The sequence below is a fragment of the Levilactobacillus bambusae genome (genome assembly GCF_003124125.1).
Lineage (GTDB): Bacteria > Bacillota > Bacilli > Lactobacillales > Lactobacillaceae > Levilactobacillus > Levilactobacillus bambusae.
Genome location: NZ_QCXQ01000001.1, coordinates 1 through 26,962, shown reverse-complemented (window position 1 = coordinate 26,962; position 26,962 = coordinate 1). Strand labels below are relative to the sequence as shown.

The window sequence follows — 26,962 nt, the reverse complement described above, 5'->3', positions numbered from 1 at the left end:
TCCTTTCAATTAACGTTGGCGCAGCTGTTCCAAAACATCCAGCACCTGGTCAGCAGCATCTGGGGTCCCAAGGTCTTTCGATGCCTGAGCCATCTTAGCCTGTTCAGCAGGATTATTCATAATTTCGTCCGCATTTCTTAACAGCGATTCAGAATCTAGTTCCGTTTCGGTTAGTAACTTAGCGGCGCCGGCGTTAACTAAACTCATGGCATTCTTAGTCTGGTGATCCGCCGTAACGTACGGGCTTGGAATCAAAATTGATGGAATCCCAATTGCCGTAATTTCAGCAATGCTAGTGGCCCCCGCCCGACCAACGATTGCACTGACCCGGGGCAAAACTTCCGGCATGTTCGGAATATAATCTTTAATGACAATATTATCAGCGATGGTGACGTTGTCTAAGTGACTCATAACGTCCTCGTAACGCTTTTGACCCGTCACAAAAACCACCTGATAATCCCGCTTGCCAAATTCTGGGATGGCCCCCACCGTTGCGGAGTTAATCTTCAGGGCTCCCTGAGAGCCGCCAAAAATTAAAAGCGTTGGGACATCGTCCTTCAACCCGTATTCTGACCACTTAAACGTGGAGATAACGTTAGCGGCTTCCTGAGCCCGAGGATTTCCCGTCTTGACTAACTTATCCTTCGGGAATTGTTGAGCTGCATTGTCAAAAACGTAGGCCACTTTGTCAACGTAACGGCTAAGGAACTTATTGGTCATTCCGACAACCGAATTTTGTTCGTGGATTAAAGTCGGAACGTTCATGCGACTGGCGGCATACACGACTGCCCCAGAAACATAGCCTCCGGTGCCGACCACTACGTCAGGCTTAAACTGTTTAATCAGTTTTCGGGCTTCCCGAACACTCTTTAAGAATAAATAAACCGTTTTAAAGTTTTCGAGTGAGAGTGACCGTTTAAACCCTTGAATTTCAAGGGCCCGAAAGTCAATCCCCTTTTCGGGAACGATTTTACTCTCTAGTCCCCGGGTTGATCCGACGTATAGTACTTCGGCCTGTGGGTCACGCTTCTTTAGGGCGGTAATTAAGGCTAAGGCGGGATAAATATGCCCGCCGGTGCCCCCGCCTGAAATCATTAGTCGCATTAATCTTCCTCCTCTTTACCCGTTAGTTTTTCCACCGCCTGAATATAGCGATCGCCCCGAACTTCAAAACTCGGGTACTGATCCCAACTGGCGTTAGCGGGTGATAATAAAATAACGTCGCCAGGTTCACTCAATTCGTAAGCAATTGGTACCGCACTCTCGGCATTTTCAGTCCGTTTAATGACGGGAACGCCGGCAGCCTTAGCGGCATCAGCCAATAGATCGGCAGTTTCCCCAAAGAGAACCACCGCTTTAACATTTTGTTGGAGGTACGGAACCAGTTTTTCAAAGGTATAACCCCGGTCGAGTCCGCCAGCAAGTAAAATGACTGGCTGTTTGAACCCTTGGAGGGCCATTTCCGTGGCTTCCATGTCCGTTGCTTTGGAATCATTGTAGAACAACCGTCCCTCAGATTCTAAGACAAATTGGGTCCGGTGCCGAACCCCGCCGAACGTGGTTAAGACGTGCGTAATCGCTTCATTACTTCGGCCCTCAATTTTAGCAACGGCAATCGCGGCCAGGGCATTTTCAATATTTCCCGTCCCAGGTACTTTAACATCAGCAGCATCCATGATGTAGTCGCCCCGATAATAAAGTCGTCCGTCCAGTTCATACGCACCCTCCTGGGTCGTATTAAGCCGGGAAAACGGGACGACTTGGGCCCGACTTTGCCGACTTAGTTTTTGCCATTCTGGATTATCAAAATTAACCACAAAATAGTCATCGGGCGTTTGATTTTCCGTAATCCGCATCTTTGCGGCGACATAATTTTCCCGGGTTTTATGGTAATCGAGGTGGTTCGAAAAAATATTAGTTAATACTGCGATATGCGGGTGAAAGGTTGTGATGCCACAGAGCATAAAGCTGGAAACCTCAAGGACTAGCGTGTCCTCTGGCGTGGTTTTCTGTGCGGTGTCACTGGCCGGGACCCCTATGTTGCCCGCATAGTAGGCCTTCCCTGCTGGTCGGTCCTGGTTCAAAATCTTAGTGATCATCGTGGTCGTGGTTGTTTTACCGTTACTGCCCGTGACCGCAATGAGTTCGGCGTCGTTAACCTCACTTGCGAGTTCAACTTCAGTCACAATTGGAATTTGGCGTTTGATTGCCTCAGCAATAATCGGAACGTCGTAGGCAATTCCCGGGTTCTTAACAATGAGGTCAAACCCACGGTCTAAGAGGATGGGATCCTGGTTGCCCGAAATAATCGTTATCCCGCTTGCTCCAAGAGCCTTTGCGGTTTGATCCTGGCTCAGATCCTGACTATCATTCACCGTTACGTTAGCTCCTAACTGCTTGAGCAGTTTAGCAGCCGTTGCCCCGCTCATGCCAAGGCCTATGACTAAGACCCTTTTATCCCGGTACGTTTCTACATTCTTCATGACTTAGATCGCTCCCATTTGATCTGACATTAATTTTTAACGTTTAGTTCTACTTTAACATGGCCCACAATCCAGTGATAGCTGTAAACAGACCAACACCCCAGAATGTATAGTCAATCCGCCATTCACTCCAGCCCTTCATTTCGAAGTGGTGGTGAATTGGGCTCATTAAGAATAACCGTTTCCCGGTTAATTTAAATGAAGCCACCTGCAAGATCACACTGGCGGTCTCAATAACAAACACAATCCCAATCCATAGCAGTGAAAGCTCGTGGTGAAGCAGAATTGAAACGGCTGCTAAGGCTCCCCCTAGCGCCAGTGAACCCATATCACCCATAAAAATCTTGGCCGGCTTATGGTTATAGGGGAAGAAACCGATCATTCCCCCCACTACGGCAGCACAGAAAATCATGACGTCGTACTGATGCTGAGCGTAGGCTAAAATGGCGTATGCTCCAAAAGCAATGATAGTTAACCCTGTGACTAATCCGTCCAACCCATCCGTAAGATTGACCGCATTAGAAAAGCCGACCAACCAAAAAATGATAAATAGGGCGTACCATACGCCTAGGTGCCAGTCACCAACGCCAGGAATCCGAAGTGCAGACGGCATCCCCTCGTGAACGTATACGAAGTAGAATAAAACGGCGCCGATGACTTGAGCCGTTGCCTTTTGCCAGGGTTTTAGCCCTTCGTTTTGGCGGTGAAAGAGCTTGATGCTGTCATCCCACATCCCCACAATACCGTAAAGGACTAGGATAAATAATAGGATCAAAAGTGACGGTGTCTCTAAACCAACTAACGGCGGATACCATAAACAGGCAATTACATCGGCCGCGATAAACATCAGGCCACCCATAGTTGGTGTTCCGCTCTTTTTTTCATGCCAAGACGGCCCCTCTTCTCGAATCATCTGGCCTTCGTGATGCGAACGGAAGTAGCGAATTAAAAACGGCATTCCTATGGCCGTCACTAACAATGAACTAAGAAGCGGTGCAATCCAATCTAACATTCTAAAATCATTCCTTACCCATTTATTCTACTTTAATGTTACTACTAATGTCTCATTTTTGGTGAGCGATTGCCCCGCAGAAAGACTTTGTTTCTGAACGAAGCCGTCCCCACTGACCTTAACCTTCAAACCAACCATATCCGCAAGATTTAAGACATCGCCCTTTGACCAGCCCTTAATATTAGGCATGGTCACCTGGCCCGATGTTTGCAATAAAATCCGCTGGTTTTTATACAGGGAAGTTCCCGTTGCGGGGTGCTGACTCGTTATTACCTTACCCGATCCCAACGTTGTCACCTTCACGTTTAATTTCTTTAATTTGTCTTCCGCTTTGGCACTTGATAGGCCGGTCACATTTGGCATCTTCACCGTGGCCACTTGGTCAGCCGTCGCCGTTGAGGCTGCATCTTCTGATAGGGCCCGTTCCATTACCGGTTTCATAATTGAAGAAGTTAACTTGGTGGCCGATTTATCGCCTAACGTTGGTTGTTTCATTGTAATGTACATAATGTACTTGGGGTGATCCGCCGGAACCATTGCAGCAACGGAGTAAAGATAGCTATTATCCCCCGTTAGATACCCGGAGGCCCCATTACTAACCTGGGCCGTCCCAGTTTTAGCTGCAACCTTATAGCCGGACATTTTAAAGTCGCTTCCAATTCCATAACTCTTGTAAACGACGTCTTCCATATGTTTTCTAACTTCCTTAGCCGTCTTAGCCGAGACGGGATGCCCAACAACCTGTTTCCCGTACTGCTTAACCGTTTTGCCGTCGGAATTAGTCACCTTGCTAACTAAGTAGGGCTTTAACATGGTCCCGTTATTTCCGATGGCGGACAACGCCTGCATCATCTGCATGGCTGAGACCTGAATCCCCTGGCCAAACGCCGTATCCGCCTGTTCAATTGGGCGTTTAAAGACAATACTTCCCGCCGTTTCGTTCGGCAGCCCAATGTTCGTGCTCTTAAGGAACTTAAACCGGTCAATGTATTCCTTCCACTTCTTGGCCCCCATCTGCTGTTCAAGGTGAGCCATAGCGACGTTACTGGAAAGCGCAAACCCTTTATTGTAACTAATGGTTCCCCACCCGTTCGTATTCCAATCGGGAACCGTTTGATTACCAATTTTGTATTTTCCGGATTGGTAGGTCGCGTTTCCGTTATAGTTGCCACTATCAATTGACGACGCCATAGTGAAAATTTTCATCGTTGATCCGGGCTCGTAGGCATCCTCGACAAGGGTATCCCGCCAAATTGAATTTAAACCGTCCTTCGTTTGGGCATCAAACGTTGGCCGCTGGCTAGCCGCTAAAATTGCACCCGTCTGTGCGTTCATTAGCACCGCATTCATTGACTTAGGGTGAACCTGTTTGTACACGGACGACATTTCTGATTCAAGCAACGTCTGAAGCCGTGTGTCTAACGTTGTGTAGACATTATCGCCGTCCTTAGCCGGCTTATAGTCCTGCTTCGTATTGGCCAGTTGATAACCGTATGAATCCTGACTGACCTTTTTCTTACCGTTTTTTCCGGTTAGTTCAGAATTAAAGGCCTTTTCAATTCCCATCGTTCCAACTAACTTGGTCCCCTCACGCGTATTCGTGGCGTCCGCCTGCCCAATGATGTGGGAGGCAAACACTCCGTTAGGATAGAGACGGGCTTCCTGCTGAACAAAGTCTAATCCGGTAAGATGATACGATTCGATCTTATTTTTAGTGGTTAACGAGATGTTTTGCCCGGCCGCCCCAAACTCAACCTGAAAGGGTTTCCCCTTAGGCGAGAGATATTGACGGGCCTTTTTTTCTGACATGGGTAAGTACTTGGCCAAAACTTTGGCGGCCTTCGCCTTATCAGTGACGTACAACTTTTTGCCATTGGTCGACTTTTGGCTTGTATCTAACACTGCGTAAAGGGAATATACACTCGTATCTTCAGCGATCGCCTGTCCGTTATCGTCGTAGATGGTCCCCCGTTTAGCCTTCAGGGTGGTGTTATCCGTATAAAGCTTCTGCGCAGAGGCCGATAAGTTAACGTTTTGAACCTTTTTTCCTATTGAAATATACGAAAAGCGACAAATGATTATGGCAAATACCCCGATAAAAAGGAAGAACAACATTTGACCGAAGTACTTTCGGTTCTTACGGGATTGCTGATTAATCATCAGTCGCTTATTTGGGTCTTTCATTTATTAACATTCCTTATTTTTTCGTTTGATAATGACAGGCCCTCTTGTTTAGCAACGGTATCTAGCCGGCTCTTGCTTTGTAATTCACTGATTTGCTGGCGAGCATTGCTGTTTTTACCCTGAAGCGTTGTCACCTCTTGTGCCATTCCTTGCAGGTTGCGTTGTGCACCTGACATGGCAATTTTAGCGGAAACAATGCTAATCATCAAGACCGTCAAAACTAAACCGCAGACGACCATTAAACATTTTTCAAACTTAGAAACTGGCAGTTTCTCTGGCTTTGTAAGGGATTGGTTTTTATGTAGAGGAGCAACCACGGACCGACTTTTGGGTTCGGGTTGAAAGTCAGGAATCTGCTGTGCAAGGTTATTTTGCGCCATTTGTTATCATCATCCTATTCAACATTTTAAATTTTAATGAAGCTACTTAATTTTTTCAATAATCCGTAACTTTGCGCTATGTGCCCGGTGATTGACCGATAACTCATCTTCAGATGGCGAGATGGGTTTTTTAGTGACTAACTGGTAGTCAGGTTCTAACCCGTCCGGAATGACTGGCAGGTTAGGCGGTAAATCCGGGAGACTTGTTTTTTCTTTAAACATTGTTTTTACCAATCGATCTTCTAACGACTGGAAGGTTATGACGCTCACCCGGCCCCCGGTGTTAATCAGGTTAAGGGATTGTTCTAATGAGCTCTCCAAGGCCCCGGCCTCGTCGTTTACCGCAATCCGAATGGCTTGAAAGACCTTCTTAGCAGGGTGGCCGCCATGCCGTCTCGCCGCCGCAGGGATGGCATCCTTAATCACCTCAACCAATTGACCAGTCGTATCAATTGGGGCCGTAGCACGGCGCTTTTCAATCAGCCGTGCAATTGGTTTAGAAAATTTTTCTTCCCCGTACCGATAAAAAATTCGAATTAAATCGGAATACGACCATTCATTGACAATGATCCAAGCCGTTAATTCCTGACTTTGATCCATTCGCATATCAAGCGGGGCATCGTGCTGATAGCTAAACCCCCGGTCCGCATTATCAAACTGTGGTGATGAGACCCCTAAGTCATATAAAATCCCATCAACTGAGGAAATTCCGAGGTCAGCTAGCCGATCGGTGATGTTTCGGAAGTTGCTCTTGATAAAGGTAACCTGACCGGCTCCAACGTACGATTTCAAATGCTCCTGATTATAGTCAATCGCCGTTTGGTCTTGATCAAAGGAGTACAGGTGCCCGGAACCGAGCTGCTTTAAAATTTCTTCACTGTGCCCTCCGCCACCTAAAGTACAATCAACGTAGAGGCCATCGGGTTTAATGTTCAAACCGGCAACTGCTTCATGCAGTAAAACCGTGGTGTGGTTAAATTCGACCATTGCAGCTCCTTTCCGTTGACATGTTATAGATCCAAGAGGTTTTCGGCAATTTCATCAAAGTTTTCCTCAGCATCGTTTGAGAATGAGTCCCAACGATCCTCGCTCCAGATTTCAAACCGGTCAGCTACCCCAACGATGACGCAACCCTTTTGAATTGCGGCATGATCAATTAGGGGTTCAGGAAGGTTAATCCGTCCCTGCTTATCCACTTGACATTCCGTTGCTGCCGAATAAAAAAACCGTACAAATGCCCGGGCATCCTTTTTGTTGAGCGGCAATTGATTTAGCTTATCCTCTAAATCATGCCAAGCACTCATTGGGTACCCGAATAAACACCCATCCATTCCACGGGTCACGACAAACTCGCTGCCTAATTGCTCGCGAAACTTAGCGGGGATGATCAGACGCCCCTTGCTATCGATCGAATGTTTAAATTCGCCCATAAACACTGGGTATCCGCCCCCTCACTGGCATTTCATAGTATAAGCTTACCACACCCTCCCACTTTCTACCACATCGTTTCCGAATTTTTATTTATTTTAATAAACAAGCTAGAAAAGCCCTTCGAACGTGTGTTCGAAGGGCTTTTCTAGCTTGTTTGAATCTGTATAATAATTTATTTTCACGGTTAATAAATGCATGATAATGGATTAATTCCCGTTATCTATACATAATGACCAGACTTACCCACATTGCCCATAGGTAAAGGTCTGAAATCCGCCAGAATGACTTTAAAAAGGCGCCCATCAGGATTTCTCCCTTGCGAAACCCAGCGTAAAGCGTTAGAAATACCCCGATCAGCATCCAAATAATAACCAGGATGGGGAAAAGTGGGGGAAACTTTGCCTCCACCCAAATTACTAGGCTGCCAAGCAATAGAAACGGGGGGAGTAAATCTAGGGGGTATAATCCAGCCGGCCAGCTTATTCGATCCGACCGTTTGATCCCCCACCCCACAATAAAAATCAAAATAAAACTGATTGCCTGAATGGTTGGTGTCCACCATGCCATAATTGTCATTCCTCCTCGATCACATTAAAGAATTAGAACCGCCATTTCTACCCCAACCTCAAGATTTCATTTATCCGTCCGTTGCAATTATCGGAAACACACGTTACACTAATTGAGACTCTTAATGAAAAGTGGTGTCTCAAACTTGGCAAAGAAAAAGAAGTCGACCTTCCAACGGATCGTCAACGTGTTTGTATGGTTAATGATCCTTGCGACCCTTGGATCCCTCATTTTCACCGCTCTTTCAGCGTTAGGCTTATTGGGAGCCTAAATATCACAACTTAAGTTATTGATGTCCGGCTCTGCGCTAATTTTAGGCAGGGCCTTTTTAGTCCTCTTCGGTCGGCTTCGCTTTATAGACTTGCCGGGGTTTACTACCCTCTTGTGGTCCAATGTACCCTCGCTGCTCTAAGTCATCGATAATTCGGGCGGCCCGGTTGTAACCAATTCTAAACCGCCGCTGGAGTAGCGACGTACTTGCTTTTTGTTGATCAATCACGAAGTCTAACGCTTCATCAAACAAGTCATCCTGGTCTTCTGAGGATTCCTCGGCTGAAATATCCTCGTCGGTCACAATCATATCTTCATCATAATGCACAGTTTCCTCGCTCTTAATGAAATCAACGATGCTTGTCACATCCTGATCGGATATAAAGGCGCCCTGAACCCGAACTGGTGAGTTTTGATCAATTGGCAAGTAGAGCATATCACCACGCCCTAATAATTTTTCGGCCCCGTTAGAGTCTAAAATCGTCCGCGAATCGATCCCACTGGAAACCGCAAAGGCAATCCGGGATGGAACGTTGGCCTTAATCAAACCAGTAATCACATCAACTGACGGCCGTTGAGTGGCCAAGATCATATGAATCCCAGCCGCCCGGCCCATTTGCGCCAATCGAATGATGGCATCTTCAACTTCACTAGAAACGGTCATCATTAAATCGGCTAATTCATCAACAACCACAACGATATAGGGCAAAGTCGGCCGCGCTAAATTATCCTTCGCGTTTTCCTGCTTAACGTAGTCGTTATACCCAGAAATTTTTCGTTGACCGCATTGGGCGAACAATTCATACCGGTGTTCCATTTCCGCAACAACTTTATGTAGCGCTTTGGCCGCCTTTTTAGGTTCCGAAACAACCGGCGTAAGAAGGTGCGGCACCCCATTATAAATTGATAATTCAACTTTTTTGGGGTCAATCAGCATCAGTTTAACTTCATTTGGTTTCGCCTGCATTAAAATACTGCTAATGATACCGTTGATGGCGACTGACTTCCCACTCCCGGTCGACCCTGCGATCAATAAGTGGGGCATCTTGGTTAAGTCCATCATAATCACCTGGCCGGAGACATCCCGACCTAATGGCACGTCTAACAATTGGCCCGGATGTTTGGGCGCAGACTCGAAGACATCCCGGAATGAAACGGTTGCCACTTCCCGGTTAGGAACTTCAATTCCAATTAACGACTTCCCTGGAATTGGGGCCTCGATCCGAATATCCTTAGCAGCTAAGGCCAGCGCTAGGTCATCAGCTAAATTCACAATTTTAGAAACTTTAACCCCAACGGCCGGGTGCAGTTCGTATTCCGTCACCGATGGCCCTAAGCTGACGTTTTTAATCTCTGCATCCACCCCAAAGCTTGCTAGGGTATCCCGTAATACCTGGGTGTTATTCTTAATCGCATTAAATTCTTCAGTTTGATCTTCCTTAGGAATGGCCGTTAGCAAACTGGTGGTAGGCAACTGGTAATTTGGATCATCATCATTCCCTACCCCAGATAGGATGGGTTCCTCTACCACCGGAGCTTCACTTGCGGCTGAGGTTTGGGAAGCCACCGTAATGTGGTAATCTTCCGCTTCGCTTTTAGGCTGGTGACTGTCACGTTCCCGAACTGGGGTTGGCAGCTCCTTTTCTGTTGGTGTCACCAGGGTCTGCTTACTGGCCGGTTTTTGAGTCGCTTTTTCCGGTTGTGCGACGGGCTGCTTTTCTGCTAACTGGGCCCGTTTGTCCCGCTGCTTGGCTACCGCCGTTTGAACTCCAGTAACCGTACCGCTAACTAACCGGCCGACCAATTTGGTTAGGTTTTGCACCCCCGCTTTAGCTTGACTGGCTAACGTTTCGAGCGGTAAATTCATAAAAATCGCTACCCCTAATAGGATGAGCAAGGCGGCTACCACCAGCGATCCGGCAATTGCGACGAGAAAACTGGTAACGGTCAACAATCCCGCCCCAATCATACCGCCGCCAACGTTCAGGCCTTGGGCCCCGCTGATTAAATTGTTTGCCAGGCGGTTCCAGGTTACGGTCCAGAAGTGGGCGTGCTGATTACCGGATAAAAACAATGTTGCTTCTAACCAAAGTAGCCATCCGACGTAAGCAATGGCGCCCCCTATAATAAAGCGGCGTTTAATAACCGGAATGGTCCCAGTGAAGGCTAAGGCCACTCCCATGGCTCCCACAATCACTAACAGGACTTGATAGGTTTCTCCGACCAGAATTCGCCCTAAATTTGCGACTAACATTCCTAAAAAGCCTAAGTTTAAAATTCCTAAAACGGCAAGTGCTCCGATCACGGCGCCAATAACGTTGATCGTATACGGGAATGGTTGCGATCTGGCTTTGCGTTTTGCCGCTGACCGCCGGCGCTTAGTTGTTGTTTTTCGTGCAGCTGGTTTTCGTTTTGTGGCCAATACCACCGCTCCCTTCCTAATATCCTGCCATTATTTAAGCTTATCCATCGGGTACTTATGGGTCCGAGCTAAATTAGGAAACCCTTGCTGCCTTAACACCTCATAGATCACGATGGCACAACTATTGGAAAGGTTCAGGGCCCGAATATGATCGTCATCTTGAGGAATACGAATGGCCTGTTCACTATGTTGGCGCTCAAAACCTTCGGGAAGGCCTGTGGTCTCCTTTCCAAATAAGAAGTAGCTGTCTGCCCCGGCTTCCGTATAGTTAACGTCGGTATAATCTTGCATGGCAAACTTTGAAACTAAGTACAACCGGGTCATATCAGGAACCGTTTTTAAAAATGCTGGTAAAGTCTCATGAACGTGCACTTCTACCTTGTCCCAGTAATCTAAGCCCGCCCGTTTAAGGTGTTTATCGTCAATTGAAAAGCCCAGCGGCTCAATTAAATCGAGTACCGTATCCGTTCCAGCACAGGTCCGGGCAATGTTTCCTGTGTTAGCAGGCATTAAGGGTTCAAATAATACAATATGATTTTTCATTCTAATCCTCTTTTTCTCTTCCAGTTAAAACGCATGTTCGTTCTTATTAACCCATTATAGCGGGTCAAACGCCCCTTTGACAAGGACGGTCAAAGATTAGTAAAAGGGCTCAACCAGCCATCTTGCCTGATTGAGCCACAACTTTAAGCATTTGGACGGGCCACCAAAACCGTTACATCCACCGTAATTTGAGATAGTCCCCGACTTTTGGCACCCGTAGGATCCGCATTGGTTCCCCAATGCAGCGGCGTCATCGTTAACAGGTCATCAAACCACCCGGGTTGAAGTGGAAAGGTATACGCAACCTGACGCACATCAGCATCCGGATAGTGCGATAAAAACAGGTCAAGCACCCGCTGATTACTGTAATCGTGGTGCGGGTCGTCCGATCCAAACAGTAACCGTCGCAGTTCACCCAGATAATTAGCGTTCGGAATAACCTTAATTAGGGTCCCTGACTGGGTAAGAACCCGTTCAAATTCCTGGTAGGCCGACGGAGAAAAAAGGTCCGTTACAACGTCAAATTGACCGGTCGCAAACGGTTCGTTAGCTAGATCAGCCACACAGAAAAATAACCGTTCCTGGTAATCACTCGCCAGTGCAATACCCGGTTTTGAGATATCAAACCCAATGGCCGAACTCAGTTGGGGTGATAAATTCACGAGCTTCGCGAGTGGGGTCCCTTCGCCGCATCCGACGTCGAGCAAGGTTTTAGCCGTTTCAGGGATGGCTTGAACCATCGCTTGAACAATGCCATCAAACAACCCCCGCTGCAGCATTCGCCGCCTAGCCGCCAGCATGTCTCCATCGTACTCGGTTCCCGCCGGCTTCATAAATAAATACAGGGTCCCCTTTTTTGACAAGTCAAAGGTATGTCCGTTGACACAAGTCAGGGTATGGTTCGCAACGGTCACTACCTCTGCTTGACAGGATGGACAGCGAAATAAATTTAAGGTCCGCTCTAAAAAGGTCTGGGCGTAGTCGATCTTTTTCATGCTTGTTCCTCCCCCGTTGACTGATTATCGGTTTTAGGTGTGCCATACAGCCCGGAAAATCCTTTATACCAGTCGAAAAATTCCGAAAAGACTACTTTTAGGACGGCATACCCGGGAATTCCCAGAATGACACCGGGAACCCCGAAGGCACTCCCGGAAAACAATAGAATAAACATAATCGTTAAGGGATGAATTTTTAGCGAGCTACCCAGTACTAACGGGGAAATTACCCGGCCTTCGATGGTTTGTTCAATCATAAAAACAATGAGGACCTTTACCAACATCCACGGTGACATAAAAAGTGCAATGACGACCACTGGAACCATGGCAAAGAAGGAACCAAGGTACGGCACTAAATTCAAAATTCCGGCCGAGATCCCCAGCATCAGACCAAAGGGCAACCCGACGATCGTAAACCCAATGGAAAACATGACCCCAACGCAAAAGGCCACGATAATTTGTCCCCGGACGTAGTTAGAGACCTGCTGATTCATTTCCACTAATACCCGAACAAATGAGTGACGGGAACGAGTTGGAATCAACTGAGCTAAGTAGTTTGGCAGTTTATGTCCGTCACGCAAGAGGTAAAACAAAATGAAGGGGGCAGTAATTAAGGCCACAACGATGGACGTAATCCGACTCACAACGGTTCCGACTGATGATACCGTTGTCCGTAAGGCAGATGAGGTTGCTTTTGAAGCCTGACCCTCTATTTCACGGTTTAACTGTTCAAGTTGATCACGAATGCCATTTAACCGGTTATCATGAAGCCAAACCGTTCCCTCGCGTGAAATTTCACGCCAATAATGCGGCCAATCCTTCATAAACCCAACGAGTTGGTTTTGAACCAGCGGGATTAGACTTGTAATCCCCCAAATTAGAAACAAAATTACCACTAAAAAGAGGCCGAGAATGGTCCACGTTCGCTGAACGTGCCATTTTCTTTCAACCCAATCGACCACCGGATTTAACAGATAATAGAGTAATCCCGCAATAATCAAGGGTAGCCCAATGACATCTAAAATTAACTTAACGGGGGTAAATAACCAACTCACTTTACTTAAGACCAATAAAATGAGTAAAATAAGAAGCGTTACCGTAAGAATTGAAACAAGACGGTTATTGACCACCCAGTTCCAGAACCATGAACGGCGGTTTGATGTGTTCTTCACAACTTTCCCTCCTTAATGTTCTGGGATTCATTGTACCATATCTCATCCCAAGGTTTGACAGACGAAAGGAAGACCGATATGAATATTTTAGAACCCGTTATTGAGAACTATACTTACCTTCCAAGGGCGGCCCAAGCCGACGTTAAGCGTGTGGAAATTGCGGATAATTTAGCGGTTGGTGGTACCACGACCAGTCGTGGTGTCATGAGTGAAGCCATCCGATATGCCCGTGAGAACCAAATTCACTTAGACCTTTTAATCCGCCCTCGTGGGGGAAACTTCATTTATAACGATACCGAAATTAAGATTATGGAAGCTGATATTTTTCAGGCCCAAGAATTGGGCGTAGATGGGATCGTACTCTCCGCCCTAACTCAAAATAATACGTTAGACACCGAGGGACTTGAGACCCTTATTGCAGCAGCCAACGGAATGGAATTAACCTTTGGGACTGGTTTTGACATAATCCGGCCCCAAGACCGCGGAGAAGCCGTTGACTGGCTGGCAGATCATCAATTTGATCGCATTCTTTCCTCCGGTTCGGCCGCAGAGAACGCCCTGACTGATTGGCAGGCGTCTGCCCGACTAACCGATAGCGTTAATATCACGTTAGTCCCAACTGGATTAACCGAACCCGAGGTAAATGATGTCGCTCAAAAACTGAACTTAAACCAGTTTAACGGCGTCGAATTAATTGATTTCAACTAGTACTTACAACTAATTATCGACCAGTATTGGAAGTCCGTTAGGTATTTGACGCCATGGATCTCCAGAACCACTAAATAGCGGTAGAACTCTTATCCGGGTAAGGACGCTCGGATTGAGTTCTACCGCTATTTAGTATGAGCAAAGCGTTAAGTCCCCGATTATCTCACCCGACTTGGATAGACCTCATGGTTAATGAGACTGGCCAAATCCGCAGGTAAGGGAGCGTAACACGTAATCTTTTTCTGGTCAAACGGGCTATAAAATGACACTCGGGCACAATGTAGCGCTTGACGGTGAATATAGGGATCAGTCTGTGTCCCATATAACCAATCACCGATCAACGGAAATCCCAAATTGGCAAGGTGCACCCGAATTTGGTGGGTCCGCCCCGTGTGAAGTTGGATGGCTAATAGTGAGGCTGTTTGACTTGCCGCCAGTCGCTGAACCTGAGTTTGAGCTTCCCGACCATCCGGGCGAACCATCCGTTTAATAAACGACCCGGGCTGCCGACCAATGGGCTGATTAATCATTAGCTGACGTTCAGGGAACAGACCGGCGGCTACCGCGACGTACCGTTTAGATAGTTCATGATTTTTTAATTGCCAATCCAAAATGGAATGGGCGTAGTGATGTTTGGCGAAGACGACTGCCCCACTAGTCTCCCGGTCTAACCGGGTAACGATATGGGTAACGTGACTGTCGGCGCCCTCTTTCAACAAATGCCCCTTAACCCGGTTAGCCAAGGAATCATTCGGATAAAGGTGTGACGGAACTGACGCCACACCCGCAGGTTTGTTTACCACCAAAAAGTGGTCATCTTCATACAGGACCTCAAGTGGGATATGCGAGACAGCAACGTTTGGATTATCAGGTTCTGGCGGCAGCGTGAGTTGAACGTGATCTCCAGCTTCAACCATATCGGTAACCCGAACTTCCCGTCCGTTTTTTCGAACGATTCCACCGTGAAACTTAATTCTTTTCATAAAACTCCGGGTTATTCCGTGAGCAGTTAAAAAGGTCCGCACGTGTTCACGCGACGGGCCCTTCATTTCCCAATTGAACGTTGTCATGCATCGTCTCTCCCAATAAAAGAATCTTCAACCCGTTTCCAAAAGTGAGTATGCCGGTAAGCCGCAAAGGAAATTCGCTGCTTGGCTACCCGATAAATAATGGATTCTACCGGTCGGCCCTCAACCATTAGCTGGTCACACATTAAGATGTTATTAACCGTATTAGCGGGTTCAATCCGAATCCATTCATTAGAAGCAATAATGAGCGGAGAACCTAACGTCCGAAACACCCTGTTATTAATGGACGAAATTTCTGACATTTGAATAGCGTTAAACTGGGGGTTTAAAATTGCGCCTCCAATTGATTTATTGTAGGCTGTTGACCCCGTGGGAGTCGAGATACAAAGGCCGTCGCCACGAAAACTTTCAAAAAATTCATCTTTGATGTAGACGTTAGCAACCATCGTCCCCGAAACCTTTTTTAGGGTTGACTCATTTAACGCCAGTGCATGGTCTGGTTGACCCATCCCATCCGCATAATTAACCTGAATATCCAATAAGGGATAGGAAACACTCTGGCCGTTGTCATGAACTAAGCTGTCAATCAGTTCGTTAACCTCATAGTCTCGCCAGTCCGTGTAAAATCCCAAGTGGCCGGTATGTATTCCCACAAACCGAACCTTATCCAAAAGGTCACTATAGTGGTGAAAGGCGGATAGAAGTGTCCCATCGCCACCAACGGTAATGACAACTTCGGGATTCAGTCCATCAATTGTTATTCCCCGTGCCACTATCCCAGAGCGGAGCGCTAAGGCCACCCGTTGAGAGGCTTCGCCGTTATTACTAAAAACCGCGACCCGCATAATTAGTCCTCCTGATCGTTATGACTTGCTTGAGAATCATTTGGTCCCCGCAATTGAGTTGCCATTGATGGCTGTGCTTCTAAAATTTCTTCGCGAATTTCTGACATTTCTTCATCCAGCTTAAAGGCTGCTTCGGCAGCTCGCTGTAGTCGACGACTAAGCGTCTCAGGAAACGCCCCCTGATACTTATAATTTAATGAATGTTCAATTGTCGCCCAGAAATTCATCGCCAACGTTCGAACTTGAATTTCCGCTAAAATCTTTTTTTCACCCGTTACTAATTGCACGGGATATTCAATCACAATATGATAGGACCGGTAACCACTGGGCTTTTCATTATGAATGTAATCACGTTCTTCTAAAATGGTCATATCAGATCGGCGTCGTAAAATATCCACCACTTCGTAAATGTCTTCAACGAACTGGCACATGATTCGGAGCCCCGCAATATCCTGCATATCCTGTTCGATTCGTTCTTCCGAAACGTGCCGCCGTTGCATTTTTTCTTGAATGCTGTCTACCGGTTTTACCCGGCCAGTTACAAACTCAATCGGGGAGCGCTGATTTTGATTTAAATACTCTTGTCGAACGCCGCGCAGCTTTACCTTTAATTCGTCAACAGTTTGCTTATACGGCAACAAGAACTGATCCCAATCTTGAATCATATCTACACCCCATTTCTATTTCCATTCACTATATCCATTTTACTCAATTTAGTCACCAGACACCATTAATTTTACCATAGTTCAAAACGAGATTGGGTTGCCACCCCGGAAGATTTACCCAATAAATAAATCAACCATATGGCTCACAAAAACGCAAAAAGTCTTAAATTTTAACTATTTTATTAACAATTAGACACATTTAAACATATGGCTTTACCTTCCTGCAAAAAAGTTGCATTATAATGTTGATAAAGTTATAGTTTGTGCGTTAAACAAACTTGTTAGGCGAATTTCACAAATTTAACTTTTTACGACTTATATCTGTTGGATCTTTGCCTACTGTGGGTCATTGTCGACAACTTTTGATATTTGTGCGGACATGGGAGGAAGCATTTTGTTAGAAGTTTATTTATTTATTAATCCCCTCAGCCCTAAATGCCTGAGCTCGGAAAAAAACATTATTAATTTAGTTCATCACCTTAGTGAAGACGTCTCATTTCAATTCATCCCCCTTTTGAATATGCAGATCGTTAGTGACACCATGATTCAACTGTCCTTAAATAAAAATGATTTGGCAACGCGCAACCGGCAGTTTCAGCTTCACTACAACATCATTTTGGACTACAAAGCTGCGTTATTTCAGGGTAAGAAAAAGGGCCGCGAATTTTTAATGGCCCTTCAAGATCAAATCATGAACAACACCCAGCCCTATTCAGAGGAACTAGCAGTTTCAGTTGCTAACCAGGTGGGTCTAGATCTTGATATGTTCAAGGAAGATCGTCGTTCAGATTTAGCTAAGCGGGCATTTCACGCTGATCAAAAATTAGCAGCAGAAATGAAGGTCGTTCACTCCCCTTCAGCCGTTATTTATAACTATGAAGTTTCTGATTACGGGTTGTTGCTGGAAGACGTTTCTTACGAAGCACTTCTAGACGTTTGTGAACAACAGGGAATTACCGTTCACGCCCCCGTTCATTCGGTGCCGGCCGACGCTGGCACAGGTAAATCTTTTCCAAACTTAAGGAGCCTCTAGCATTAAAAGCCGTCCGTTAATAACGGGCGGCTTTTTTGTTACTTCAACTGTTGACTTAAGGTTTCAAATTCATTCAACCGGTTCTCAAAGGTTTCAAACGCTTTATCTAGATAGCCGGTTTGGGTCATATCTACCCCTGCCCGCTTCATAACGTTAAGCGGTAGATCTGAACTCCCCGCTTTAAGGTAATCAAGGTAGGCCGATACTTTTTCTGCCTGGCCCGTCAGGATCTCACCGGATAACGTCGTTGCCGCAGCAAATCCAGTTGCATATTGATAGACGTAATAATCATAGTAAAAATGAGGAATCCGGTCCCACTCATCAAAGATTTGCGGATCTGAAACCACTCCGTCACCGTAGTACCGTTCGTTTAGGTGTCCGTAAAAATCACTCATATTATCTGCAGTCAGGGGCTGACCTGCAGCGTCCTGCCGGTGAATATAATCTTCAAATTCTGCAAATTGAGTTTGGCGGAATACGGTACCCTTAAAACCATCCAGGTAGTGGTTTAACACATACGCACGAACTTTTGGATCTTTCTCCGTTGCCAATAGGTGTTCGGTTAACAAATTTTCGTTGGTTGTTGAGGCAATTTCCGCTACGAAGATGGAGTAGTCACCGTAAACGTACGGCTGATTATGCCGGGTATAATAGCTATGCATGCTGTGACCCATCTCGTGGACTAGCGTGTAGAGGCTTTCCAGCCCCTGATTCCAATTCAGTAGGATGAAAGGATTGGTATCGTACATCCCCCCTGAATAAGCTCCACTACGTTTTCCCTTATTTTCAACCACATCAATCCAACTTTGGTCAAAGGCCTCTTGGACATGATGAGTATAGTCCGGCCCCAAAACGGCGAGGGCTTCCAGGGCCTTTTGTTGGGCCTCTTCATAGGTGAACTTCAGGGTCGGTTTTCCGGTAATTGGCGTATATAAGTCCCACATATGCATCGTATCCAACCCCAAAATTTGTTTTCTAAGGTCGACATACCGGTGCAGTAAGTCTAGATGGTCATTAACACTCCGGACTAAACTCTCATAGACGGTAGCCGGAACGTGGTTGGCACTCATTGCGGCTTGTCGGGCACTCTCGTAGTGACGAACTTTAGCACTGTAATTGTGGACCTTTACTTGACTTGCCAACGTTGAGGCCAGGGTATGCCGAAATTGTGAATAAACCCGGTAAAGCGCCTTGAACGCCCCTTCACGGACTTCGGGTTTCACGGACTGAATTAAACGTTCGTAGACGCCTTCAGTGAGCTGAACATCATTGCCTTCGTCATCCTGAACGACGGGAAACGTTAAGTCAGCATCCGTTAAAACACTAAACGTGGTGGCACTTGCGCCAAAGATATCTGCAGCCCCTGCCAATAATTTTTCTTGATCTGGTGATAGAACGTGTCCCCGTTGTTCGCCTAATTCATCAAAAAACTGTTGGTACAGTTGTAAACCAGGGTTTTGGGCGATCATCAGATCTAAATCAGCTTTTGCGATCTGTAAGACTTCTGGTTCAAACCAGGCGGTTGCCGTTTGAACCTCCGCATCAAGTGAACTAACCCGGGCATTCATGGCTTGATAGGTAGCATTGCTGGTATCCTGATCATTTTTCAAGGAACCATAGACGTAAACCCGTTCTAAATGCCGATACAAACTAAAGACGGCCTTAACCCCCGTCAATAGTTGCTCTGCGTTGGTTAGGGTGCCCTTTAATTCGGCCACCCGGGCGGCTTCTCCTTGGACAGCCTTAAAGGCTGACTCAAATTCCTCATCAGTTTTGAAAATGGTTGTTAAGTCCCACTGGTACTCGGTTGGGACTTCGTTTCTCGTTGGTAGCTGCTGAACATCACTCATCCATTAAACCCCGTTTCCTTATCATCATTGAATTTAGTGTACCACGCTAAAAACCACCACGGAAATAATTAGCCGGTTTGTTTAAACCAATCGTTAAAATCTGTATACCAAGTCGGTAAATGACACGAATAACCGGTGGCTTTTTCATTTAAACACCGGGTCTGCAGTAACCATTGCAGCTCAATTTTCTGCCACCGTCGTTCACCTAACCGGGCGGAACGTTGGACGTAATTATAGGGCTTAGCAAGGGCATTTGCCCGTTCGATGAGCTGCTGGAACTCCGGGTTGGTAAGGCGCTCATTGCCCGCTAGCTGAACTAAAATGAGGGCTCGGGTTAGGTAGGCCCCAATTCCCGTCAACGGTAACGATGTTAATAGGGGCGTAAAAACAGCGTCTGGCATTCCAATGAGGTTAAGGTGTTTCGGGTAGCATTGCCGCTGTAAGGCCTGCCACCGTCGATCTCCCGAAAAGAGTTGGCGCTGAAGACGCAGCCGAAATCGCGTGGCATCAATTGGCCACTCTGAAACTGAGTGAGCCCGCCTAAATAACTGGCAGAACGTCGACCAACTACGACAAGTTTGGGTCATATAGGTTAGCGTGCCATCCCCTCTATCCCGGATATGATAACGAATAATGATCCCCCGCTCACGAGTTGACCAGTAAAGACAGTAAAGGCCAACGGCGGGATGAAACCGGGCGAACCGCTCTAGAACCGTTTGTTTTAGCCGTTTAACCTGATAGCGTGGGCCTAAGAGCCACAGGACTTGAAGTCCATGATTTTCGTAGCCGGACGTTCGTTTTAAAACGCTGGCATGGCTGATGGGACTGCACTGATATTCAAAGATAAGGTCTGGCCTGGTTGCCCGCGGAAGGACAACATCAGCCCGCTGATTAAATTCCGGATAGACCCGTTCAAAGACCGGTTGAAACTTAGCCACCCGGGCAAAATGGGCAAGTTGACGTTTACCTAGTAGGTGTTCCCTGGATTCCGGCTCCGAAGACACCGAGCAACGACTATGAGGTTGATGCGCAAAATGAGCGAGGTAACATTTCCCCCGCCGTAAAATAAGCCGTTCATGACAGGCAGGACAGTAATAATCTTCCTTTGGTTTAGCATCCTTTGCGTCCACCAATCGCTGGTGAAATTCCGCAATAAACATTTTCTCACTCCCCATCCATACCTAATATCCGTAATTCACTCCCTTTTTGTCGAAAAAACCGATTAACGCCCCTAACTTGAGGATTCGTTAATCGGTTTTTAGCCTTAACTCTGTGTTCTTTTCGGTGAAACTTAATCGTTAAAGTAATGCCGGATCAGTTCTAAAGCTGAATCAGCCATGACTTTCTTCCCGTGCTCCTTTAAAACATCTTCCGTTACGTTGGTTTTATCCGCATATTCATATGCAATGGCTAATTCAGCCCTGATTCGGTCCGTAGAAGCTACGGCAACGAAGAAGATGAGTTCTAAATAGTAGTCGTTCTGATAAGAATATAGGGATGACGCCCCATTCTCTAAAAATAGAATTCGTGAGAGCTGCACCATATTTTCAAAGGAACCCAGCTTTAAGATAAATTTCTTCTGTTCTGTTTTACCGTCCTGCAGATAATCGTCAACATTATTTGTGTCTGCATCTAAATGATGGGGCGTGGAAACACCATCAGTCTGCATGAGTTGACGCTTAAGTTGATCAGACACTTCATCTGGATGGTCTAAATCAACGGTTGCATCGGCCAAGTCATCCAGCTGAGAGTCCCCGGCTAAATTATTTTTACTAATAAAGAGCTCTAACCCATCCTTATTGGGCAACACTTGAAAGGTCACGGCATCATTTTCTTGAAATTGATGATCAATATCAACTTCATCTAAGATACTATAAAAAAACGTTTCGATTTGTTGGTGATCCCCTAACAGATCTAAAACCGTAATTCCCCGAGCCGTCAAGTCATCATTTCCAATCAAAACCCGAATCGTATTTTCATTAATGCGTTCCATTTCCATGCCTAACACCTCTTTTCCCGTACTACGCCTTATACTGTTTATTATTCTAACGGTTTTAAATTTCTTGTAAAGTAGAATTTGTCACTTTCGCCCGAAACTGGGACAACAACGTCAAAATTATCCCTCAATAGGAACTAAATAAGCAGACCAGCAAAATTCAATTGGTTGCAATCAAACTTTGCTGGTCTGCTTATTTATCTCAGTTGCTCGCTTAAATTGCGGGAAATTAGAAATCATTGGCTAGCTTCCGGGCCCGTTCAAGTTCTAATACCCGAACGTAGCGTGGGAGAAACCGGCCCATTTCTTCATCGTTATAGCCCACTTGGAGCCGCTTATTATCCGTCATAATTGGTCGCCGAAGAATTCCAGGTTCATCATGAATCAACTGATAAAGTTCCTTTAAGGACATTTCATTAATGTCGCGATCTAAGTTTTGGTAGGCGTTTGATCGTTTGGAAATGATCTCCTCGGTTCCGTCTTCGGTCAAACGTAAAATCCGTTTAATCTCTTCATTTGATAGTGGTTCTAAAAAGATGTTTTTTTCAACGTAATCAATTTCATGCTCATCCAACCATTCACGAGCTTTACGGCAGGATGTGCAGCTGGGAGATGTATATAAGAGTACTGTCATTTTAATTCCTCCTAAACCATTATGACTTGGTGTTCGTTCAACACCTTAGAGTATACGCCATAAAGTTTGAAAATGAAGGAAATTCACAAAATATTCCAGCATTTTTAATAAACATAATATAACAATATGTTTATTTTCATACTTTAGACACGCCAAAAACACCAATTAAAGTCTACTATTCAATTTTGCACAATTTATTTTTTAATTTTATTTATTATTAGATTCATATTATTCAGATAGGTTCACTTCAAGATATTTTTCTGCCCGAATAACCGGAATGGTCCCGGCAGCTGTTTGGGCTTCCGTCACTAATTGATCTAAGTTGCCATTCTGAGGCAGGTGCGTGAGTAACAGCCGATCGACCTGAGCTCGTTTTGCAAGTTCCCCCGACTGAGTTGAAGTCATATGCCACGCCTGTCCGACATGATCCGCAAAAAAATTAGTATCCGTCATTAATAAATTGGCTCCCCGAGCAAAATCAATGAGCGCCTCAAAGTAAGCCGTATCCGACGTAAAAACAAACGTCTGATGCGTTTTCTTTTCAACAAACCTCATGGCGTACGCCGGAACGGGATGATGGGTTGTTAAAAAAGTCACTTGGAACGGGCCTAAATCAAGCTTACTGTCGGCTGTATACCCCACTCCCCTTGTTGCTTCCGGCCAAGTCAACGCCGCAAAGTTTAAGGGGTCACTTGTTGGACCATAAATCGGTAAAACGGGTTCTTTCTTTGCCGATTTCCCAAGCTGCCAATTATATTGAAGAACCCCAACATCAGCTGTGTGATCGTGGTGATAGTGTGACAGAATAACCGCGTCGAGTTGCAGCGGATCTAACCGCTCCTCTAAACTTAAGAGGGCCCCACTGCCACAGTCTAAAAGCAGTTGGTATCCCCCACTACTTAATAAGTAACTGCTGGTCCCAACGTGATTAGCCGGGTAGCCCCCATAGTAACCAAGTACCGTTAATTTCATTCAGATAACTTCCCTTTTTATAATATTTTCGTTACCCTTAGTTTAGCCTTAAAAATTCTTAGAGTAAACGTTATCTATTTCGGAAATAAACTTCTATAATGGAAGTGAAGAAAGAGGAGGGACAGAAATGATCAATCAAATTTCAGTCACGTTCGGTACCGAACCCATCTTAAAGAAACTGATCACTCAGAATCCTGACCGCGAGTTACTTTTATTGCGATCTTCCACCGAAACTGAAGGGTTGCAATTACTGGATGTCTCTGGTGAGCCGACAATTTTTAAAAACCCAACGGTCTTCAACGTCAAGATCCATAGTGGTGAGAATGACTGGCGCGGCTACTTTAACTTTATGTACTTCAATATTACCGGTGACGATGTCAAAATCTTTGCCGCCAAAGTGAACGCTTTGGCAAATAATATGCCCGATGGGATGATTGGACTATATGGTTTAGCTGATAATTCCAATACCGCCAAGGTTTGTTTGTTAACCCTATGGGAAAGTCATAAAGAATTTGCAACCTGGCAGCGAAGCGACTCCTACGCTAAGTTTAGTCAATTCATGCAAACTAACTACCATTACTTCCAATCTGGTTACCAATTTCACGCCCTAAAGGAAACGGACTAGTCACCATTAAGTAAGGGATCCACACAGTTAATTGTGGGTCCCTTTATTTTGGCATAGTGACGCCATTTTAACCCGAAAATCAACTTTAATCAGGACAAAAGGAGTTATCCGATGACCAAATCAAACGCAGCAACCGATAAATTATCTCCACTTCTCCCCTTATCGGACGTTCAAAACCAACTAGTTAACCGCATCAGTCACTTCATTAAGAACCACCTTAAACAGCAGGATTCTCCCGCTATCTTCACCGTTCTAGGTGATGCAGGGACGGGAAAAAGCATTATCCTTTCCCACCTCTTCTCACAAATACAAACCCAGGCGCGAACTGATCCTCAGTCACCACTCTATCACTCGACAAATTACTTTTTAGTCAATCATCCCGAGGTTTTAAAGGTTTATCGCAATATTGCTGGAACCAGTAAGGTCCTCTTAAAAAAGGATTTTGAACGTCCCACCACCCTCATTAACCAACTTGAGCAAGGCCGGACATCTGCTGACGTCGTTGTCATTGACGAAGCTCACCTCTTACTTTCGAAACCAGATCACTATAATAATTTTTACGGTACGAACCAGTTAGAATCCCTCTTACACCACGCCAAGGTCATTGTCCTGGTCTTTGATGAGACCCAAGTCTTACGAATGAAAAGTTGGTGGAGCGAGGCCCGACTGATAAAACTGCTTGCCCCCTACCCCCATGAAGCTTACCGGTTAACCCAACAATTTAGAATGACGGCGAATGATGAATTAATTACTTGGATCAACCATTTTTGTCAGGGTCAGCTAACCCCCGTTCCTAAATTGGTGGGAGAAAACTTTGATCTGCGAATTTACACCGATGCTGAAAAAATGCGTCAAGCAATTGTTGTCCGTAATAAACAAGTGGGGCTATCCCGCATTGTATCCACTTCTGGCTATCCCTCTACCCTAGATGGCGGGAAACATTACGTTACCGAAGGCAATTTCCACCTGCCATGGGACCAGTATAATTACACCACCGTTCCATGGGCCGAAATCCCCGAAACAATTAATGAGGTTGGCTCCATCTACACGTGCCAAGGCTTTGATTTAAACTACGTGGGCTTAATTTTAGGGCCACCCGTTACCCTACGACATCAACAAGTTCAGATCGATCTCAACCAATTTACCGACGTTGAAGCCTTTAAAAAACGGAAAGATCTCACTGATCCCGCCCAAATTCGTCAGATTCAATGTCAGATGGTGTTTAATTCAATCAATGTATTAATGAAACGTGGGGTCCATGGCCTTTATCTATTTGCACATGATGCTAACCTCCAACAGTATCTTGTATCTCACAATAACGGTCACTTGGCCATATAGAAAAAAAGTGTTCTAACTTCAGTTAGAACGCTTTTAATTTTAGTAGGCACAAAAAAACACGTCATCAACATGACGTGTTAGTAACGGTCCGTACGAGACTCGAACTCGTGATCTCCTGCGTGACAGGCAGGCGTCCTAAACCAACTAGACCAACGGACCAATTGCGGGGGCTGGATTTGAACCAACGACCTTCGGGTTATGAGCCCGACGAGCTACCAGACTGCTCCACCCCGCGATAATATAATAATATAAAAACCAAAAACTGGTTAAATGACCCGTACGGGATTTGAACCCATGTTACCGCCGTGAAAGGGCGGTGTCTTAACCACTTGACCAACGGGTCATATAAAACGGAGACAGAGAGATTCGAACTCTCGCGCCGCTTGCGCGACCTATACCCTTAGCAGGGGCACCTCTTCAGCCACTTGAGTATGTCTCCATATTGTGACAATGGGCCTAAATGGACTCGAACCATCGACCTCACGCTTATCAGGCGTGCGCTCTAACCAACTGAGCTATAGGCCCATATTGCTTAAGCGGGTGACGAGAATCGAACTCGCGACAACAGCTTGGAAGGCTGTGGTTTTACCACTAAACTACACCCGCATATTAAACTAAGTAACAATGGCGCGGGACGGAATCGAACCGCCGACACACGGAGCTTCAATCCGTTGCTCTACCGACTGAGCTACCGAGCCAAAACGGTCCGTACGAGACTCGAACTCGTGATCTCCTGCGTGACAGGCAGGCGTCCTAAACCAACTAGACCAACGGACCAATTGCGGGGGCTGGATTTGAACCAACGACCTTCGGGTTATGAGCCCGACGAGCTACCAGACTGCTCCACCCCGCGATAATAAAAAGGAGGATGGGAGATTCGAACTCCCGCGTGGTTTGACCCACCTGACGGTTTTCAAGACCGTTCCCTTCAGCCAGACTTGGGTAATCCTCCGTAACAATATAAGTATAACATAAAAGCTGATGGACCTTGTAGGACTCGAACCTACGACCGGACGGTTATGAGCCGTCTGCTCTAACCAACTGAGCTAAAGGTCCAGGTAGTCCAAGAGCTAATCGCGGCAGGGGGAATCGAACCCTCGACCTCCCGGGTATGAACCGGACGCTCTGACCTGCTGAGCTACACCGCGATGTAAATAAAATGTCAAAAACATTCTATCGGGAAGACAGGATTCGAACCTGCGACCCCCTGGTCCCAAACCAGGTGCTCTACCAAGCTGAGCTACTTCCCGAAAATGCACCCAGTAGGAGTCGAACCTACAACCTTCTGATTCGTAGTCAGACACTCTATCCAATTGCGCTATGGGTGCGTATTTAATTAATATGCCGAGGACCGGGCTTGAACCGGTACGGTCATCACTGACCGCGGGATTTTAAGTCCCGTGCGTCTGCCAATTCCGCCACCCCGGCAGATTGACAAAGCGGAAGACGGGATTCGAACCCGCGACCCCCACCATGGCAAGGTGATGTTCTACCACTGAACTACTTCCGCATATTAAATTAATGCCGACTAGAAGATTCGAACTTCCGACCCCCTGTTTACAAGACAGGTGCTCTACCAACTGAGCTAAGTCGGCATCGTTGATGTGATGTTACATCATTACCCTTCGGGTAATGAGCCGTGACGGGCTCGAACCGTCGACCCTCTGATTAAAAGTCAGATGCTCTACCAACTGAGCTAACGGCTCATATGGAGGATACAGGGCTCGAACCTGTGACCCTCTGCTTGTAAGGCAGATGCTCTCCCAACTGAGCTAATCCTCCAAATATATGAGCGCGGCAACGTCCTAT

25 protein-coding genes and 19 tRNA genes are annotated in these 26,962 nt (G+C 46.1%); 5 read left to right on the top strand and 39 right to left on the bottom strand.

The window, feature by feature from the left end; genetic code table 11:
• Nucleotides 1–9: 9 nt before the first annotated feature.
• The 8 genes from murG to DCM90_RS00185 all read right to left on the bottom strand — a co-directional run bounded on the left by murG (nucleotide 10) and on the right by DCM90_RS00185 (nucleotide 8,057).
• Entirely contained in the window at nucleotides 10–1,104 is a 1,095-nt protein-coding gene (gene murG, locus DCM90_RS00220; RefSeq protein ID WP_109249350.1) for an undecaprenyldiphospho-muramoylpentapeptide beta-N-acetylglucosaminyltransferase, read from the bottom strand.
• On the bottom strand, nucleotides 1,104–2,483 hold the full coding sequence (murD, locus tag DCM90_RS00215; RefSeq protein ID WP_109249349.1) for a UDP-N-acetylmuramoyl-L-alanine--D-glutamate ligase: 1,380 nt from the start codon (nucleotides 2,481–2,483) through the stop codon (nucleotides 1,104–1,106). The genes murG and murD overlap by 1 nt, the downstream gene beginning before the upstream one ends.
• 49 nt (nucleotides 2,484–2,532) lie before the next feature.
• A complete protein-coding gene (gene mraY, locus DCM90_RS00210) occupies nucleotides 2,533–3,495 on the bottom strand; it encodes a phospho-N-acetylmuramoyl-pentapeptide-transferase (protein WP_109249348.1) in 963 nt (320 codons plus the stop codon).
• Between the two features lie 27 nt (nucleotides 3,496–3,522).
• Entirely contained in the window at nucleotides 3,523–5,679 is a 2,157-nt protein-coding gene (locus DCM90_RS00205; protein ID WP_109249347.1) for a penicillin-binding transpeptidase domain-containing protein, read from the bottom strand.
• Nucleotides 5,676–6,059 carry a cell division protein FtsL gene (gene ftsL, locus DCM90_RS00200; protein WP_109249346.1) on the bottom strand — a complete coding sequence of 128 codons (384 nt, stop codon included), beginning with the start codon at nucleotides 6,057–6,059 and terminating at the stop codon, nucleotides 5,676–5,678. Before ftsL ends, DCM90_RS00205 begins: the two co-directional genes overlap by 4 nt.
• 42 nt (nucleotides 6,060–6,101) lie before the next feature.
• Complete coding sequence (gene rsmH / locus DCM90_RS00195) at nucleotides 6,102–7,046, bottom strand: 16S rRNA (cytosine(1402)-N(4))-methyltransferase RsmH (protein WP_109249345.1); 945 nt, start codon at nucleotides 7,044–7,046, stop codon at nucleotides 6,102–6,104.
• Nucleotides 7,047–7,069: 23 nt separating this feature from the next.
• Entirely contained in the window at nucleotides 7,070–7,495 is a 426-nt protein-coding gene (gene mraZ / locus DCM90_RS00190; RefSeq protein WP_109249344.1) for a division/cell wall cluster transcriptional repressor MraZ, read from the bottom strand.
• 211 nt (nucleotides 7,496–7,706) lie between these two features.
• Nucleotides 7,707–8,057 carry a DUF3397 family protein gene (locus DCM90_RS00185; RefSeq protein ID WP_165815160.1) on the bottom strand — a complete coding sequence of 117 codons (351 nt, stop codon included), beginning with the start codon at nucleotides 8,055–8,057 and terminating at the stop codon, nucleotides 7,707–7,709.
• Nucleotides 8,058–8,202: 145 nt separating this feature from the next.
• On the opposite strand from DCM90_RS00185, the gene DCM90_RS00180 reads away from it, so the two are divergent.
• Complete coding sequence (locus DCM90_RS00180; protein ID WP_109249815.1) at nucleotides 8,203–8,328, top strand: DUF4044 domain-containing protein; 126 nt, start codon at nucleotides 8,203–8,205, stop codon at nucleotides 8,326–8,328.
• 57 nt (nucleotides 8,329–8,385) lie between these two features.
• Here the strand turns inward: DCM90_RS00180 and DCM90_RS00175 are convergent, their stop codons facing one another.
• The 4 genes from DCM90_RS00175 to DCM90_RS00160 form a co-directional block, all read right to left on the bottom strand.
• Complete coding sequence (locus DCM90_RS00175) at nucleotides 8,386–10,749, bottom strand: DNA translocase FtsK (protein WP_109249342.1); 2,364 nt, start codon at nucleotides 10,747–10,749, stop codon at nucleotides 8,386–8,388.
• Between the two features lie 30 nt (nucleotides 10,750–10,779).
• On the bottom strand, nucleotides 10,780–11,292 hold the full coding sequence (locus tag DCM90_RS00170; RefSeq protein WP_109249341.1) for a tRNA (cytidine(34)-2'-O)-methyltransferase: 513 nt from the start codon (nucleotides 11,290–11,292) through the stop codon (nucleotides 10,780–10,782).
• A gap of 143 nt (nucleotides 11,293–11,435) precedes the next feature.
• Nucleotides 11,436–12,287 (bottom strand): methyltransferase domain-containing protein, encoded by an 852-nt coding sequence (locus tag DCM90_RS00165; RefSeq protein ID WP_109249340.1) that lies wholly within the window; start codon nucleotides 12,285–12,287, stop codon nucleotides 11,436–11,438.
• Nucleotides 12,284–13,459, bottom strand: coding sequence for an AI-2E family transporter (locus tag DCM90_RS00160; RefSeq protein ID WP_109249339.1), 1,176 nt, complete (start codon nucleotides 13,457–13,459; stop codon nucleotides 12,284–12,286). The genes DCM90_RS00165 and DCM90_RS00160 overlap by 4 nt, the downstream gene beginning before the upstream one ends.
• Before the next feature lie 78 nt (nucleotides 13,460–13,537).
• Here DCM90_RS00160 and DCM90_RS00155 point away from each other — a divergent pair, with 78 nt between their 5' ends.
• Nucleotides 13,538–14,167: a copper homeostasis protein CutC gene (locus tag DCM90_RS00155; RefSeq protein WP_109249338.1), complete on the top strand. Its 630-nt coding sequence runs from the start codon at nucleotides 13,538–13,540 to the stop codon at nucleotides 14,165–14,167.
• Between the two features lie 158 nt (nucleotides 14,168–14,325).
• Here DCM90_RS00155 and DCM90_RS00150 read toward each other — a convergent pair whose 3' ends face one another.
• Genes DCM90_RS00150 through yjbM form a run of 3 tightly spaced genes read right to left on the bottom strand, consistent with a single transcriptional unit; the run spans nucleotide 14,326 to nucleotide 16,705 of the window.
• On the bottom strand, nucleotides 14,326–15,237 hold the full coding sequence (locus DCM90_RS00150; RefSeq protein WP_109249337.1) for an RluA family pseudouridine synthase: 912 nt from the start codon (nucleotides 15,235–15,237) through the stop codon (nucleotides 14,326–14,328).
• On the bottom strand, nucleotides 15,234–16,040 hold the full coding sequence (locus tag DCM90_RS00145; RefSeq protein WP_109249336.1) for an NAD kinase: 807 nt from the start codon (nucleotides 16,038–16,040) through the stop codon (nucleotides 15,234–15,236). The genes DCM90_RS00150 and DCM90_RS00145 overlap by 4 nt, the downstream gene beginning before the upstream one ends.
• A 2-nt stretch (nucleotides 16,041–16,042) precedes the next feature.
• Nucleotides 16,043–16,705: a GTP diphosphokinase gene (gene yjbM, locus DCM90_RS00140; protein WP_109249335.1), complete on the bottom strand. Its 663-nt coding sequence runs from the start codon at nucleotides 16,703–16,705 to the stop codon at nucleotides 16,043–16,045.
• A gap of 379 nt (nucleotides 16,706–17,084) precedes the next feature.
• On the opposite strand from yjbM, the gene DCM90_RS00135 reads away from it, so the two are divergent.
• A complete protein-coding gene (locus DCM90_RS00135; RefSeq protein WP_109249334.1) occupies nucleotides 17,085–17,738 on the top strand; it encodes a DsbA family protein in 654 nt (217 codons plus the stop codon).
• A gap of 38 nt (nucleotides 17,739–17,776) precedes the next feature.
• Here DCM90_RS00135 and pepF read toward each other — a convergent pair whose 3' ends face one another.
• The 5 genes from pepF to DCM90_RS00110 form a co-directional block, all read right to left on the bottom strand.
• Entirely contained in the window at nucleotides 17,777–19,588 is a 1,812-nt protein-coding gene (gene pepF, locus DCM90_RS00130) for an oligoendopeptidase F (protein WP_109249333.1), read from the bottom strand.
• 68 nt (nucleotides 19,589–19,656) lie between these two features.
• A complete protein-coding gene (locus DCM90_RS00125; RefSeq protein WP_109249332.1) occupies nucleotides 19,657–20,763 on the bottom strand; it encodes a competence protein CoiA in 1,107 nt (368 codons plus the stop codon).
• Between the two features lie 116 nt (nucleotides 20,764–20,879).
• On the bottom strand, nucleotides 20,880–21,587 hold the full coding sequence (locus DCM90_RS00120; protein ID WP_109249331.1) for an adaptor protein MecA: 708 nt from the start codon (nucleotides 21,585–21,587) through the stop codon (nucleotides 20,880–20,882).
• A gap of 226 nt (nucleotides 21,588–21,813) precedes the next feature.
• Nucleotides 21,814–22,218, bottom strand: a complete 405-nt coding sequence (gene spxA / locus DCM90_RS00115) for a transcriptional regulator SpxA (protein WP_109249330.1) — start codon at nucleotides 22,216–22,218, stop codon at nucleotides 21,814–21,816.
• 228 nt (nucleotides 22,219–22,446) lie between these two features.
• Nucleotides 22,447–23,190 (bottom strand): MBL fold metallo-hydrolase, encoded by a 744-nt coding sequence (locus DCM90_RS00110; protein ID WP_109249329.1) that lies wholly within the window; start codon nucleotides 23,188–23,190, stop codon nucleotides 22,447–22,449.
• 127 nt (nucleotides 23,191–23,317) lie between these two features.
• Here DCM90_RS00110 and DCM90_RS00105 point away from each other — a divergent pair, with 127 nt between their 5' ends.
• Nucleotides 23,318–23,815 carry a hypothetical protein gene (locus DCM90_RS00105; RefSeq protein WP_109249328.1) on the top strand — a complete coding sequence of 166 codons (498 nt, stop codon included), beginning with the start codon at nucleotides 23,318–23,320 and terminating at the stop codon, nucleotides 23,813–23,815.
• Between the two features lie 111 nt (nucleotides 23,816–23,926).
• Entirely contained in the window at nucleotides 23,927–25,153 is a 1,227-nt protein-coding gene (locus tag DCM90_RS00100; protein WP_109249327.1) for a DUF2075 domain-containing protein, read from the top strand.
• Nucleotides 25,154–25,237: 84 nt separating this feature from the next.
• On the opposite strand, the gene DCM90_RS00095 is transcribed toward DCM90_RS00100, so the two are convergent.
• The 19 genes from DCM90_RS00095 to DCM90_RS00005 form a co-directional block, all read right to left on the bottom strand.
• A tRNA-Asp gene (locus tag DCM90_RS00095) sits at nucleotides 25,238–25,312 on the bottom strand.
• Nucleotides 25,313–25,314: 2 nt separating this feature from the next.
• Nucleotides 25,315–25,388: transfer RNA gene (locus DCM90_RS00090), tRNA-Met, on the bottom strand.
• Between the two features lie 36 nt (nucleotides 25,389–25,424).
• Nucleotides 25,425–25,496, bottom strand: a tRNA-Glu gene (locus DCM90_RS00085).
• Nucleotides 25,497–25,504: 8 nt separating this feature from the next.
• A tRNA-Ser gene (locus tag DCM90_RS00080) sits at nucleotides 25,505–25,592 on the bottom strand.
• 12 nt (nucleotides 25,593–25,604) lie between these two features.
• A tRNA-Ile gene (locus DCM90_RS00075) sits at nucleotides 25,605–25,678 on the bottom strand.
• Nucleotides 25,679–25,688: 10 nt separating this feature from the next.
• Nucleotides 25,689–25,759 (bottom strand) — tRNA-Gly (locus DCM90_RS00070).
• 19 nt (nucleotides 25,760–25,778) lie between these two features.
• Nucleotides 25,779–25,851 (bottom strand) — tRNA-Phe (locus DCM90_RS00065).
• A gap of 4 nt (nucleotides 25,852–25,855) precedes the next feature.
• A tRNA-Asp gene (locus tag DCM90_RS00060) sits at nucleotides 25,856–25,930 on the bottom strand.
• A 2-nt stretch (nucleotides 25,931–25,932) separates the two neighbouring features.
• Nucleotides 25,933–26,006 (bottom strand) — tRNA-Met (locus DCM90_RS00055).
• Nucleotides 26,007–26,015: 9 nt separating this feature from the next.
• Nucleotides 26,016–26,105, bottom strand: a tRNA-Ser gene (locus tag DCM90_RS00050).
• Nucleotides 26,106–26,135: 30 nt separating this feature from the next.
• Nucleotides 26,136–26,209: transfer RNA gene (locus DCM90_RS00045), tRNA-Ile, on the bottom strand.
• An 18-nt stretch (nucleotides 26,210–26,227) separates the two neighbouring features.
• Nucleotides 26,228–26,301 (bottom strand) — tRNA-Met (locus DCM90_RS00040).
• A 28-nt stretch (nucleotides 26,302–26,329) separates the two neighbouring features.
• A tRNA-Pro gene (locus tag DCM90_RS00035) sits at nucleotides 26,330–26,403 on the bottom strand.
• 4 nt (nucleotides 26,404–26,407) lie between these two features.
• Nucleotides 26,408–26,481 (bottom strand) — tRNA-Arg (locus tag DCM90_RS00030).
• Between the two features lie 14 nt (nucleotides 26,482–26,495).
• Nucleotides 26,496–26,581: transfer RNA gene (locus tag DCM90_RS00025), tRNA-Leu, on the bottom strand.
• Nucleotides 26,582–26,591: 10 nt separating this feature from the next.
• A tRNA-Gly gene (locus DCM90_RS00020) sits at nucleotides 26,592–26,663 on the bottom strand.
• Between the two features lie 12 nt (nucleotides 26,664–26,675).
• A tRNA-Thr gene (locus DCM90_RS00015) sits at nucleotides 26,676–26,748 on the bottom strand.
• A 38-nt stretch (nucleotides 26,749–26,786) separates the two neighbouring features.
• Nucleotides 26,787–26,859 (bottom strand) — tRNA-Lys (locus DCM90_RS00010).
• Between the two features lie 3 nt (nucleotides 26,860–26,862).
• Nucleotides 26,863–26,935 (bottom strand) — tRNA-Val (locus tag DCM90_RS00005).
• Nucleotides 26,936–26,962: the final 27 nt, after the last annotated feature.